The 12912-nt window shown below is 42.3% G+C and carries 12 protein-coding genes and 1 tRNA gene; 10 read left to right on the top strand and 3 right to left on the bottom strand.

Going from position 1 to position 12912, the window contains the following annotated elements:
• Positions 1 to 164: 164 nt before the first annotated feature.
• Positions 165 to 746: a carbonic anhydrase gene (locus MHB83_RS01785; RefSeq protein ID WP_003213318.1), complete on the top strand. Its 582-nt coding sequence runs from the start codon at positions 165 to 167 to the stop codon at positions 744 to 746.
• A 37-nt stretch (positions 747 to 783) separates the two neighbouring features.
• Complete coding sequence (locus MHB83_RS01780; protein WP_310025426.1) at positions 784 to 2406, top strand: SulP family inorganic anion transporter; 1623 nt, start codon at positions 784 to 786, stop codon at positions 2404 to 2406.
• A 28-nt stretch (positions 2407 to 2434) separates the two neighbouring features.
• Here the strand turns inward: MHB83_RS01780 and MHB83_RS01775 are convergent, their stop codons facing one another.
• On the bottom strand, positions 2435 to 2764 hold the full coding sequence (locus MHB83_RS01775; protein ID WP_342496579.1) for a MazG-like family protein: 330 nt from the start codon (positions 2762 to 2764) through the stop codon (positions 2435 to 2437).
• Between the two features lie 136 nt (positions 2765 to 2900).
• Between MHB83_RS01775 and MHB83_RS01770 the strand changes: the two genes are divergently transcribed.
• Positions 2901 to 3479 carry a TIGR00730 family Rossman fold protein gene (locus MHB83_RS01770; RefSeq protein WP_034620142.1) on the top strand — a complete coding sequence of 193 codons (579 nt, stop codon included), beginning with the start codon at positions 2901 to 2903 and terminating at the stop codon, positions 3477 to 3479.
• Positions 3480 to 3538: 59 nt separating this feature from the next.
• Here MHB83_RS01770 and clpP read toward each other — a convergent pair whose 3' ends face one another.
• Positions 3539 to 4135, bottom strand: coding sequence for an ATP-dependent Clp endopeptidase proteolytic subunit ClpP (clpP, locus tag MHB83_RS01765; RefSeq protein WP_024719872.1), 597 nt, complete (start codon positions 4133 to 4135; stop codon positions 3539 to 3541).
• A 228-nt stretch (positions 4136 to 4363) separates the two neighbouring features.
• Here clpP and MHB83_RS01760 point away from each other — a divergent pair, with 228 nt between their 5' ends.
• The 5 genes from MHB83_RS01760 (at position 4364) to abc-f (ending at position 9129) form a co-directional block, all read left to right on the top strand.
• Entirely contained in the window at positions 4364 to 4669 is a 306-nt protein-coding gene (locus MHB83_RS01760) for a TM2 domain-containing protein (protein ID WP_050944247.1), read from the top strand.
• Positions 4670 to 4787: 118 nt separating this feature from the next.
• Positions 4788 to 4863, top strand: a tRNA-Arg gene (locus MHB83_RS01755).
• 316 nt (positions 4864 to 5179) lie between these two features.
• Positions 5180 to 5644: a DinB family protein gene (locus MHB83_RS01750; RefSeq protein ID WP_137054370.1), complete on the top strand. Its 465-nt coding sequence runs from the start codon at positions 5180 to 5182 to the stop codon at positions 5642 to 5644.
• Positions 5645 to 5908: 264 nt separating this feature from the next.
• The gene (locus MHB83_RS01745; RefSeq protein WP_212045564.1) at positions 5909 to 7078 is read left to right on the top strand and encodes a macrolide family glycosyltransferase; all 1170 of its coding nucleotides are present in this window, start codon (positions 5909 to 5911) and stop codon (positions 7076 to 7078) included.
• Positions 7079 to 7569: 491 nt separating this feature from the next.
• Positions 7570 to 9129 carry an ABC-F type ribosomal protection protein gene (gene abc-f, locus MHB83_RS01740; RefSeq protein ID WP_342496829.1) on the top strand — a complete coding sequence of 520 codons (1560 nt, stop codon included), beginning with the start codon at positions 7570 to 7572 and terminating at the stop codon, positions 9127 to 9129.
• A 15-nt stretch (positions 9130 to 9144) separates the two neighbouring features.
• On the opposite strand, the gene MHB83_RS01735 is transcribed toward abc-f, so the two are convergent.
• Positions 9145 to 10554: a polysaccharide deacetylase family protein gene (locus tag MHB83_RS01735; protein ID WP_342496578.1), complete on the bottom strand. Its 1410-nt coding sequence runs from the start codon at positions 10552 to 10554 to the stop codon at positions 9145 to 9147.
• A gap of 321 nt (positions 10555 to 10875) precedes the next feature.
• On the opposite strand from MHB83_RS01735, the gene MHB83_RS01730 reads away from it, so the two are divergent.
• Positions 10876 to 11904, top strand: a complete 1029-nt coding sequence (locus MHB83_RS01730; protein ID WP_170965969.1) for an iron ABC transporter permease — start codon at positions 10876 to 10878, stop codon at positions 11902 to 11904.
• Entirely contained in the window at positions 11901 to 12902 is a 1002-nt protein-coding gene (locus MHB83_RS01725; protein WP_342496577.1) for an iron ABC transporter permease, read from the top strand. The genes MHB83_RS01730 and MHB83_RS01725 overlap by 4 nt, the downstream gene beginning before the upstream one ends.
• Positions 12903 to 12912: the final 10 nt, after the last annotated feature.

The following is a 12912-nucleotide window of genomic DNA, read 5'->3' as shown; positions in this document are numbered from 1 at the left end:
GCGATGAAGCGTAAATGAGAGAAAATGATCACATTTCTTCTCATCGTTTTCTCATTTTTTTCTTTTTTTTCTATCATTTTTCATCTTTATGCTTGAGAACACACGAAAGAAAAGGAGGACAGGCAGGAGCTTACGTGACTTATAAAAAGATGGGAGATGGCAGGATGGGATCAAAATTAGAACAGATTCTTCAGCACAATTCAAAGTTCGTACAAGAGAGACATTATGAGCCTTACAAAGCGGGGAAATTTCCTGAAAAGAAACTCGTCATATTAACTTGTATGGATACACGTCTTTTGGAATTATTGCCGCAATCTATGGGGCTACGTAACGGTGATGCGAAGATCATTAAAAATGCGGGCGCCATCGTAACACATCCTTTTGGCAGTGTGATGCGGAGTATTCTGCTAGCAATCTATGAGCTAAAGGCAGAAGAGGTATGCATTGTAGGACATCATGAATGCGGAATGGCAGGTCTTGCGGCAGATCCTTTACTTGAAAAGGCGAAGGCGCGTGGCATTGAAGAGAAATGTTTGAGCATTGTGAAAAACTCAGGAGTTGATTTAAAGGGATGGCTGACAGGCTTTGATTCGGTTGAAGAGAGTGTGTCCCAAAGTGTGAAATTGGTCAAAGAGCATCCATTGATGCCAAGTGATGTGGCTGTTCATGGACTTGTCATTCATCCAGCAACGGGAAAGCTGGATGTCGTTGTGAAAGATAATCAGATTGATGCGCAGTATACCTAAATCATCTACACATACTTGAAGGAGGCCAACACATACCATGCGTTTTTATGGAAGATTTGAAGGATATGATTCATCAAAATTTAGACGTGATTTAATCGCTGGGCTTGTCGTGGGCGTTGTGGCAATTCCTTTAGGCATGGCTTTTGCCATTGCATCTGGTGTCGGACCAGAATATGGATTATACACAGTCATCGTTGCCGGCATTTTGATTTCATTGTTTGGTGGTTCAAAGTATCAGATCGGCGGGCCGACTGGGGCGTTTGTTCCGATTTTATTTGGTATCGTCAGCCAATATGGTATCGAAAACTTACTCATTGCCGGTTTTATGGCAGGGTGTATGCTTGTATTATTCGGGATATTCAAACTAGGGAAGCTCATGAAATTTATTCCTCGTCCGGTTATCATCGGCTTTACTGCTGGCATTGCTGTCATTATTTTTTCAGGACAGATTGCCAATTTCCTCGGATTAAAGGGTGTTGAAAAGCATGAAAGCTTTTTCCTCAATATGAGAGAAATTGTGGTCCATCTCGGTACCGCAAACAGTCTTGCCATCATCACAGCTGTTATTGGGCTTATTGTGATTTTGGTGGCACAAAAATACATTCCCAAAATACCTGGTGCTCTATTAGGTCTATTGGCTTCAACGTTTCTAGCTGTTCTCTTTTTCCAAGGACAAGTTGAAACGATCGGCTCGGCATATGGGGAAATTCCTCGTCAGCTGCCAAGCTTTGCTTTTCCTGAATTAACGATTGAAAAAATGATCTACCTCCTCCCTCCAGCGATTGTCATTGCGCTTTTAGGCGGAGTAGAATCGATCTTGTCCGCAATGGTTGCTGATAATATGAAAGGCTCTAAGCATGATAGCAACAAGGAGCTTGTCGGACAAGGGATCGCCAATATGGCGGCACCGCTGTTCGGAGGAATTCCGGCGACTGGGGCGATTGCCCGTACGGCAACAAACATCAAAAATGGCGGAGCAAGCCCGATTTCAGGTGTTGTGCATGGCGTCGTCGTGCTGCTCATCTTAATGCTCTTTGCGCCATATGCGTCGATGATTCCACTTGCTGCGATGGCACCGATTTTAATGTTTGTGGCTTGGAATATGAGTGAGAAAAAAGAGTTTATCAATATTGTAAAAGTGAAAAATGCGGATTCCCTTGTACTTGTTGTGACCTTCCTGCTTACGGTCATCGGTGATTTGATTATTGGCGTCACCGCAGGTCTCATTTTAGCCTTTATTGCTTTCATCAAAAAAATGAGCCAGACGACCAGCATTCATCCAAACGTTGCGGTTCCCCAGATGGAAACAGCAGCTGCTTTAGAAAAACAGACAGACCAGCAAGGCATCAGTATGTACGCCATTGAAGGGCCGCTGTTTTTCGGAACAACAGATTCACTCGAAAATTCGATTCTTGACCATGTTCAGACAAAGCCGAAAACGCTCATTCTGCTCATGAATAAAGTCAACTATATGGACACATCAGCAGAAGCGGTGCTGATGAATATCTCTAATCGGTTAAAGCATCATAATGGTAAGCTGATGATTGTCGGACTTCAATCACAGCCGAAAGAGCTTTTGCACAGAACAGGTCTTTTCCATCATATTGGAAAACAGCATTTCTTTGAACGAACAGATGATATCTCACCACAGCAGCTATAAAGGTGGAAAAAAGCACGTGACGATGTGGTCACGTGCTTTTCAGTTCTGAAAAACGCTTTGTGAGTTTCTGTTGATGAGAGGAGAAAATCTCTTCTACTGTGACATCATAGAGATCGGCTAAAATAAGTAGATTCGCTAACACATCTCCCATTTCTTCAACGAGTTCTTTCTTCAACTCAGATGATTTTTGTTTTTGCTCGTCAGGCCGGTCACGTCCGATCTCGATGGCTCTAACAGCGCGAGCGAGTTCTCCTGTTTCTTCCATCATGAACCCTAACCGGATAAACGGTCCGTATTCTGTCCAATTTCTCTTTTTGTAAAAATCCTTGATCCATTTCTCCATCTCATTTGTTTGCATTCTCTTTATACAGCTCCTTATATGGTGTGTACCTTTTGATTTTACACTATATATAGATGAAGCGGCTGTTTTTTTAAAAACAATTATAGTAGAATGAGTGGGTGAAGAAATCATAGAGAGAGATGGAGCTGTTTTGATGAAAACGATTTGTGTGTTTGCTGGTTCGAATCCAGGCGTGAAGGACGTCTACAAAGAAAAGGCTGTAGAGCTGGGGACTTATATGGCAGAGCATGACATCCGTCTTGTATACGGCGGTTCACGAATTGGATTGATGGGTGCCATTGCAGATGAGGTCTTAAGACATGGCGGGCAAGTCATTGGAGTTATGCCTAAGGGGCTTTTTAGAGGAGAAGTTGTACATCAAGAGCTGACAGAATTAATCGAGGTAACAGGAATGCATGAACGAAAAGCGAAAATGAGTGAGCTGGCTGATGGATTTATTGCGATGCCAGGCGGCTTTGGTACATATGAAGAATTATTTGAGGTGCTATGCTGGGCACAAATCGGCATTCACCAAAAGCCAATCGGCTTGTATCAAGTGAATGACTATTTCAATCCGCTCATTGACATGGTGAAGTTTAGTGTACAGGAAGGTTTCTCGAATGAATCACACCTCCAATTGTTACATGCCTCCAGCGAACCGGAGGAATTAATCACGCAGATGGCTTCTTATCAAACACCATCTCTTCAGCAGAAATGGACGGAGCTGTCTTAAAGCGTATTTCAACCACAAAAAACCGTCTGTTCAAGAAGCAGACGGTTTGTTTTGTCATATTATTTTTGTTCTTCTGAATTACGGGTCAAGACTTTGTCAATGAGTCCGTATTGAAGTGCTTCTTCCGCTGTTTTGAAGTTGTCACGATCTGTATCGCGCTCAATGACTTCGATTGGCTGACCAGTACGTTCAGCAAGTACTTGGTTCAGTTTATCGCGTAAAGAAAGGATTCGTTTTGCCGCAATTTCAATTTCTGTTGCTTGACCTTGGGCACCACCTAGTGGTTGGTGAATCATGACTTCACTGTTTGGAAGAGCATAACGCTTACCTTTTTCACCAGCAGCAAGCAGGAACGCACCCATAGATGCAGCCATACCAATACAAATGGTTGATACCTTTGGTTTAATAAATTGCATCGTATCGTAAATGGCCATACCAGCTGTGATTGAACCGCCAGGGCTGTTAATGTAGATAGAAATATCTTTTTCTGGATCTTCAGCTTCTAAGAAAAGCAGCTGTGACACGATGGAGTTGGCAACATTGTCATCGATCGCAGAACCAAGCATGATAATACGGTCTTTTAAAAGACGAGAATAAATGTCGTAAGCTCTTTCCCCACGATTTGTTTGTTCAATGACTGTAGGTATTAAATTCATAATGTTCCTCCTTCACCTTTTAGGTAAGTATGTAATTCAATGATACATTTTTGGTCAATAAAGGTCAAACAAAACGCAATCAAAAAATTCGACAGCCACATGTTATTTTTCCCAAAATTTATTTTTCTTAAACCATGGAAAAGTTTTAAAAAAATATGGTAAAATTTTCTGTTATGAGGTAATATTACCTATGTTATTATTATATATAGTCGGAAAGAAGGAATAATAGTGGATAATCTTTTGGAGAAAAGTAGTTTGACTGATCAACAGCGTATTGTTGTATCAACTGAACTTCAAGCCAAAAAAAAGTCGAAATTAGTTGTATTTATTTTGTGGTGGTTCCTTGGAGCTATTGCCGTTCATCGTTTTTATCTTGATGAAAAGAAAGGCTATGCAGTGACCATGCTTCTACTAGGATGGTTGACATTGTTCATTTGGCCATTTATTGATGGGATCATTTGTCTTGTCAAAACAGTGGATGAAGTAAATGAAAACATGGAACGAAAAATTATTGCATCTGTTAAAAGTGCATAAGTCGACATGTCTGCATCTTTTCGGTGCAGGCTTCTTCTTTGAAGTCATCAGAATATCATTGCTTTCTTGCAGCAGTTCCCTTATAATTTGATATGCTGACGTTCAAAAAACATATCGTGCGCTCGTAGCTCAGTTGGATAGAGCGGTGGTTTCCGGTACCACGTCTGCCGGGGGTTCGAATCCCTCCGAGCGCGTCTATAGTATCCGATAGGCTTCGTTTTATCATTTATGAAAAAGCTGAAAACCCTTTGAAATAAAGGGTTTTTTGTTTTTTTATGAGTGGTATTGTGTGAGTAAATTGAGAGGAACTTCACTATTTATCATCGTTTAAGTGAAGTAGTTCATTTTGTACCAAAAAGCACGGAGTAAAATTGTTAAAAAGACAAATTTTCTTTATGATAGTGATTAAGTAAAGTTAATCTATAATTGGAGTCTAAAATCATTGAATCAACAATATTCTCAAAGCTTGTTCAACTAAAAGGGCAGAATCCTTTAATAAGGAGGGCACTCATGAATTGTGAAAGTGTTTTACATCAAATTGAAGTAGCTGTTAAAACATTAATAGAAATAGTAAGTCAATTAGAAGAAGGTGATTTACAAAAAAAACCAACACCTCATAAGCAGTCTATCGGAGAGTTGCTGGAACACATTGCGATCATTTGTGAAGCGGACTGGCGTATTGCTAATGAGGCTACCCAAGAAGAGATGGAAAAGTTTTATGCTAATGTATCATATAGAACTTTAAAGTCGATAGTTAATGGCTTAATGACTAACTTTCATTCATTAAAAAATAATTATATGAAATTATCGGACACAGAATTACTGTCTCGTACCACTTCATATTGGGGTGTGACATATACAAGGTATGAATGGTTGTTAGAAATATTAGCACATGTATATCATCATAGGGGACAATTACATGCTATGCTTGTTCACTGTTACAATAAAGACCTCAAAATTTTAATGTTTGAATAATGTTCTTCAACTTCAATCAATGAATTTATCTATGCAGATCCGATCTCAATTGAAAAACAGTCTGCTGCGTTTAAACAAATGCTGCTCAAAAAATAATAGAAAAAGGACAAAGCACTTAACTTGGGGCTTTGTCTTTTTTCTTCTAGTCATCTCTTAAAATACTAGCCATAAGACTCATTTCTTCCCTTTACAGGCGTATTTGTTGAGCCTGCTGGCTGTATATGATTAACATGGAAGAGAATTGACAATGAGGAGGGATTTCTTGTGGCGAAGATTTTATTGATTACATTTCCCGCTGAAGGGCATGTGAATCCTATGTTAGGGATCATCAAAGCTTGGGCGGATCGTGGAGATGAAGTGCATGCGGTCACAACTGTACATTATGAGGAACGAATCAAACGCTTAGGCGCTCACGTACATAAACATCCAGACTATATTCGGACATTACACGTGGATGAAGGAAATCTCGATTCCATGCAGCCATTCTTTCATGCCATGCTGCAAACATCATTTGATATTTTAGAGGTGGTGGAAACACTTTCTCAGCAGCATTCATTTGATTTTGTCTATTTTGATATGTTTGGGGCAGGGGAGCTTGTTCGAGATTATTTACAAATTCCAGGGATCGGTTCAAACCCATCCTTTGTGCTGCAAGAGGCGCATTTTGATACACCGCTATACAGAAAAGATGAGAAAGCCGATCATCTGTTAGAAAGCATACAAGAGCGTTTTGGCGTTCAGCCAACACGTTTGATGCAATTCATGAAAAATCGCGGAGAACTGAATATCGTGTATACAAGTGAGTATTTTCAGCCGTCTGTCGATGCAGTGAACGATTCATTTGTTTTCATTGGACCGAGCTTTCTAAAAAGGGCAGATCAGCATGATTTCCCGCTGGAAGCACTTGAGCAAGATAAAGTCGTCTTTATTTCGATGGGCACCGTTCTTGGGGATACAGAAGCATTTTTTAATATGTGTATTGATGCCTTTGCCGATTTTGATGGAAAAGTGGTGCTCGCAACAGGTGAAAAAGTGGATCGGTCTCTCTTGAAAGAAGCACCTTCTCATTTTCTGATCGAGCCTTATGTGCCGCAGCTTGAAGTGCTTGAGCTGACAGATGTGTTTGTGACGCATGGCGGAATGAACAGTGTCAATGAAGGCATTCATTATCACGTTCCGATGGTTGTCATTCCTGTCGACAAAGATCAGCCGATGGTCGCACAAAGACTGACCGAGCTATCTGCTGCCCGTGCACTTGATAAAGAACAGCTGACAGCAAAGCAGCTAAGAGAAACCGTGGAATCTGTTCTGGGAAGTAACACGTACCGTGCTGGAATCGAAAAAATTGAAGAAAGCTTCCAAACAGCAGGTGGAACAGATAAAGCATTGCGGACGATTGATCAATGGATGCAGACGAAACAGACTCAATCATGAGTCTGTTAGCGTGTAGGTAAACCCACGCATTTGGTGTCTGACGTGCGTGAAAGTGGAATTCGTTCCGCTTCGGTACCAGTCCTTCCAAGACTTCAAAGGTTTTCTATTACGCTGAATTGAATGGACTCACCTGTGCCATTTCAGCTTGACAAAAAATAACCAATCTTTTATTGTAAACGTAACAAACGACGGAAGGGTGACCCAATGCAATGAAGTACTAATCCTATGACCTGTAAGCAAAATGAAAAAACGAAGGCAGTGAGCAAACGATTGGTTTGCCATGTTTGCTGCGTTTTCATTTTTTAGCTTCGGAATAGGATGGTACAGCTTGGGAATCAAAGAATGAGAAGATTGATACGGGGGATGTGTGTGTTCAGATAGGAACGGCACGTCATCTGGAATTGATCCGCTTATTTTTGTACACCATTTTGCCTCCTATTCTGAGAATGGGAGGCTTTTTCATGTCTCCTGATACGAAAGGAGAGGGTTGGATGTTAGTAAAAGCCAATCAGTTAAAGGTTTTTCGAAAAGATCGATTGTTATTTGATATCGAGGAGCTTGCCATCCATCAAAGTGACCGCATTGGACTTGTCGGGGCAAATGGAAGCGGGAAAACGACGTTATTGCATGTGCTCGCGGGGCAAGAGACACCAGACAGTGGCACGTTTGCCGCCACAACGACCTGCACACTGCTTCCTCAGCTAAAACAAGCGGATGGCACACAGAGTGGTGGTGAGATGACCCAGACGTATATTGAAAGCGTGTTAAACCGTCCTTCTGCCCTTTTATTAGCAGATGAACCAACGACTCATTTAGATACAGAGCACATTGAGTGGCTGGAAGAGAAGCTGAACAATTATCAAGGAGCCCTCATTGTCGTTTCACATGATCGTGCTTTTTTAGATGCGGTATGTACGGAGATTTGGGAGCTGGATCATGGACAGCTCAATCAATACAAAGGCAACTACACGCAATTTGCACAGCAAAAAGAGCTGGCGCATCGTCAGCAGGTGGAAGCGTACGAAGCTTATACCCAAAAGAAAAAACAGTTAGAGCATGCGCTAGAAAAGAAAAAGAAAAAAGCCGACAAAGCGACAAAGCCATCCCAAAAGCTGAAATCCTCAGGGCCAAAAATTGCAAAGCCCTACTATGCAAATAAGCAAAAAAAGCTGCAAAAAACAGCCAAATCGATTGAAACAAGGATGGAGAAATTAGAAAAGGTTGAGAAAGTAAAAGACATTCAGCCCATTCAAATGACGCAGCACACAATGAAGGAAGTAGCGAGCCGTACCATTTTGCGAGTGAAAAATGTAGATGGCAAGGCGGGCGATCAATTGCTTTGGAAGCAGGCGAATGTGGAAGTGAGAGGCGGGGACAAGGTCGCCATCATTGGCAAGAATGGGAGCGGGAAAACGACATTTCTCCGAATGCTGGTAAATGGACATCCCGGAGTTTCTCGCTCAGAAGCTGTCAAGCTCGGCTATTTTCGTCAAGATCTTTCAGGATTAAAGGTAGATGAATCGATTTTACAAAATGCGCTGAAAGAGGCAGTTCAAGATGAGACAGTGGTACGAACGGTTTTAGCGAGACTTGGGTTTCGAGGGAATGACGTGTATAAATCTGTCGGGGTGTTAAGCGGAGGAGAAAGGGTGAAGACCATGCTGGCGTCCTTGCTTGTCAGCGATGCCAATGTTCTCATGCTGGATGAACCGACGAACTTTCTAGATCTGGCGGCAGTTGAAGCGCTTGAAGGTCTATTGAAGGATTACCCGGGTACGGTTGTGTTCGTTTCCCATGATCGCAGATTGATTGAGAATGTGGCGACTCGCATTTTCCATGTTCATGAAAAGCGTATTGAAGCTTTTTGTGGAACATATGAAGCGTATAAACAAAAAGGCGACAAACCAGCTGTGACCCAAAGAGAAGAGGAGCTTCTGTTAATTGATTTACAGCTGTCTGAAGTGCTCAGCCGGTTAAGTATTGAGCCGTCTCAGGAGCTGGAGGAGACATTTCAAGCATTATTGAAACAAAAGAAATCTTTGGAGTCATAAAGAAAACCCCTGTGTTTATTGCACAGGGGCTTGTTCATGTCGTTCTTTTTTTAATTGATCAAGCTCGCTGACGGTGACGAGCTGATAGCCTTGTTTGGTGAGTTCATGAATAATCTTCACTGCTGCTTGAGCTGAGCTGTCATAAATATCGTGCATCAACACCGTTCTGCCATCTGCTGCATGTGAGAGAACGTGGTTTGTGATCTGCTGGCTGTTGCGAATTTTCCAATCCTCAGGATCAACATCCCATAAAGAGACCTTCATCCCAACCGCTTGATTGATGTCTTGATTTGTTCCACCATATGGCGGTCTAAAGTGCGTAGGTGTATACCCGCTCGCTTTCTCAATCAGCTTCTGAGTGTCCTTCACTTGTTTTAACGCCTCCTTTAAAGGCAGTCTTGTTAATAAAGGATGACTGTAAGAATGGTTTCCGATTTCATTCCCGCCTTTTAGAATATCGGCAAGCATACTAGGATAATACTGCACCCTGCTGCCTAATACGAAAAAGGTCGCATGTCCTTTATTTTCCTTCAGTGCTTCTAAAATCTTTGAGGTGGTCGCTGGGTTCGGACCATCATCAAATGTGAGGGCGATGGCTTTTTTATTTGGATCAAGCTTTGATTTTTGCGGCAGCTTGACGGCTTTTCTTTTCGGATTTGGTTCTTTCATTTCATTTTGATTTTTGGTTTTATTCATATATTCTGGCTTCATTATATCTTTCAGCAGCGTCTTTTTAATCGCAAGTGTTTGGGGACCAAGATCCTCGCCGGCTACTTGAGATGCTGGGAAATAAAATTCTACATATTTCTCTTTCAAGGCAAATTGACTGAAGTTTTGGGCAGTAGGGGCTGTTCCTTTCTGAAGGAGCGTCTGATCCTTAGATAAGGTTTTGTCCTTTTGAAGCTCTGAATATGTAATGTAGGATAATTTCTTCAAAAAGTTGGTTTTAGGTAGAAATAAATCTTTTGTGTCAAGAAAGGTTTTTTTCTGAAAATCATAGTTGATTGTGAGATGATTGGTGGTCCCATTTTGCTGACCTGTATAGGTATAAGTCGTAAAGCGAATAGCAGCCGACTGCTTCGCATAATGCACCATATCATAATCAATATTCAGTTCAAAGCGTTTGTTTTCATCGACGTCCTTGGCTTCACTAAACGTCTTTTTGAAATGCTCTAAAGCTGAATTTGCGTAGCTTTGAATCTTGTCATCTAGCTCTTTTTGATGAAAAAGAGGATAGTTGACTGCATATCTCATAAATTTCCCGTCATTTACGAGAGTAACGATTTCGACGTTTTTATAGTTCGTATCCTGCTTTACATTTTTCTTCTCGGTCCCACTTGCTTGTTGATTCTGAAAGAAAGCAACGACTCCAATGACGATCGCAAGTGCAAATAGGCCGATACTCCATTTTCCCTTTAATGACACAACGTTCAAATCTCCTCTCAAGACGGGTCATTCTTTATCAGTTTGACATCTGTTTGTAATATTTTTATAACATTTGACTTACTTTTGTCATTTTAGAGGATATTCAGGCGGAATGTCAACTATTTTCCTATTAAACTATGAGAAAAAATGATAGGCCATTTCAAACGAGCAAAGACACTGTATGACACTGTCACCTGCATACCTTCATTAATTAAAAAATGAGGTGTACATTGATTTTTGAGAGGCAGGCAGATATAATTTTGATGATTATGATTCTCATTTTCAAACAGACTTTTAATGAAGAAAAGGATGACACCGATTTTGCAGGATAAGCGAACACCTCAACAAAAACGATCATCATATATTCTGTTCTTTTTGATATTTTTTCTCGCCGTCCTTAGTTTGGCTGTTGCCATGTTTTTGGCTGTGTCATATGGTGCCAAAACATTGTCTCTGCAAACGGTTTGGACAGCTGTATTTGACTATCAGTCAGATGTCACAGAGCAGCAGATCATCCATGAGTTAAGACTTCCTCGTGTTTTAGGAGCAGCTCTTGTTGGAGCGGCATTTGCCGTAGCGGGTGCGCTCATGCAGGGGATTACAAGAAACCCGCTGGCCGATGCGGGAATTTTGGGCATCAATGGCGGTGCGATGTTTGTGGTCGCTCTTTGTTTTGCTTTTTTCCCAGGCATCCCTTATTCGGCACTTATGTTGTCTTCCTTTTTTGGTGCAGTGCTCAGTACGCTGCTGATCTTTGCGATTGGTGCGGCTGGCGGCGTTTTGACACCGCTGCGCTTAACTGTAGCAGGAGCCGTTGTGGCTGCATTGCTTCATGCACTTAGCTCTGGAATCGCGATTTATTTTGACTTAAGCCAGGACCTTGCGTTTTGGTATGCAGGCGGAGTGGCTGGTGTGAAATGGCCGCAGCTGACAATTCTTGCTCCGGTCATTCTCATAGTGATCGTATGGGCGATGCTATTAGGACGGTCACTGTCGCTACTGTCGCTTGGTGAAGATGTAGCGGCAAATTTAGGGGTGAAAACGCGACAAGTGCGAATACTAGGAATGGTAGCTGCTGTATTATTAGCAGGGGTTTCTGTGTCAGCAGTCGGCTCCATTGGGTTTGTCGGTCTTGTCATCCCGCATATCGCACGAAAGCTGGTTGGTGTAAACTATCGTTTCGTCATTCCGATGTCAGCGATATTAGGCGCGGTGCTGCTTGTCTTTGCTGACCTTGCCAGCCGCACCGTTAATCCGCCGCGAGAGCTTGCCATTGGCGTGATGGTGGCACTTGTCGGTGTTCCTTTCTTCTTGTATATTGCCAGAAAAGAAGGGAGGAACCTGTCATGAGAGAGAAACAGCGGGCTCTTCTTGTGACAGTCGTTTTGCTTTGTTTAAGTGTGGCTGTTGTGCTGTATAGCTTAAATACCGGTACGCTAAAACTAAATCCTCTTGTGGTCGTCAAAACGTTATTCGGCTTTGGAGATTTTCAAAGTGAAACGGTGCTGTTTGACTATCGTCTGCCTCGAATCGTGGTAACGATGCTAGCGGGAATTGGTCTTGGTATTGCGGGAGGCATTTTGCAAAGTTTATCTCGTAACCCGCTGGCCGATCCAGGGATTATTGGACTGAATGCAGGCGCCGCATTTGGCTTAATCGTGTTTGTGACGTATTTCCACGCACTAGAAGGCAATCCCTCTCTTCTTATTCCGCTCTTTACATTTGGCGGAGGGCTTCTTGCGGCAGCGGTCATTGTGCTTCTGGCGTATGACCGGCAGGAAGGGCTCGTTCCCATCCGGCTGATTTTAGTAGGAATTGCAGTTGCAGCGGGATTCAGTGCTTTGACATTATTTTTGTCATTGAAGCTAGATGAAGATACTTACACATTTGCTTCAAGATGGCTTGTCGGAAATGTCTGGGGGAGAGACTGGATTCATGTGTTAGCGCTTCTGCCTTGGATTGTATGCCTTGTGCCGCTTACGCTGATGCAGTCAAGCACGCTCAATGCGTTGACATTAGGAGATGCTGTCGCCTCAAGTGTAGGTGTACGTGTTCAGCGTCAGCGTCTCCTTTTGCTGACCTTAGCTGTTGGTTTGGCGAGTGCAAGTGTTTCAATGACAGGCGGTATTGGTTTTATTGGACTTGTCGCCCCGCATTTGGCAAGGCGGCTTGTCGGCTCGCTTCATCAATACTTTTTACCGGTTAGTGCGCTGCTTGGCTTGTTGATTTTGGTCAGTGCCGATACAATTGGACGTTCCATCTTTGCCCCAAATGCCATACCAGCGGGTGTCGTTGTGGCTTTTATCGGCGCTCCTTATTTTCTCTATTTATTAACAAAAACGAAATAAACAAGAAAGA

Origin of the sequence: Bacillus sp. FSL K6-3149 (assembly GCF_038630515.1) — a bacterium.
Lineage (GTDB): Bacteria > Bacillota > Bacilli > Bacillales > Bacillaceae > Bacillus > Bacillus pumilus.
Note: the sequence above shows the minus strand (reverse complement) of the source record. Positions and strands in the feature narration are given on the sequence as shown.

Bases quoted from the DNA above. Each gene is read 5' to 3' on its own strand.
- clpP (WP_024719872.1), bottom strand. From the start codon at position 4,135: ATGAATTTAATACCTACAGTCATTGAACAAACAAATCGTGGGGAAAGA.
- MHB83_RS01780 (WP_310025426.1), top strand. From the start codon at position 784: ATGCGTTTTTATGGAAGATTTGAAGGATATGATTCATCAAAATTTAGA.
- MHB83_RS01725 (WP_342496577.1), top strand. From the start codon at position 11,901: ATGAGAGAGAAACAGCGGGCTCTTCTTGTGACAGTCGTTTTGCTTTGT.
- MHB83_RS01750 (WP_137054370.1), top strand. From the start codon at position 5,180: ATGAATTGTGAAAGTGTTTTACATCAAATTGAAGTAGCTGTTAAAACA.
- MHB83_RS01770 (WP_034620142.1), top strand. From the start codon at position 2,901: ATGAAAACGATTTGTGTGTTTGCTGGTTCGAATCCAGGCGTGAAGGAC.
- abc-f (WP_342496829.1), top strand. From the start codon at position 7,570: ATGTTAGTAAAAGCCAATCAGTTAAAGGTTTTTCGAAAAGATCGATTG.
- MHB83_RS01785 (WP_003213318.1), top strand. From the start codon at position 165: ATGGGATCAAAATTAGAACAGATTCTTCAGCACAATTCAAAGTTCGTA.
- MHB83_RS01775 (WP_342496579.1), bottom strand. From the start codon at position 2,764: ATGCAAACAAATGAGATGGAGAAATGGATCAAGGATTTTTACAAAAAG.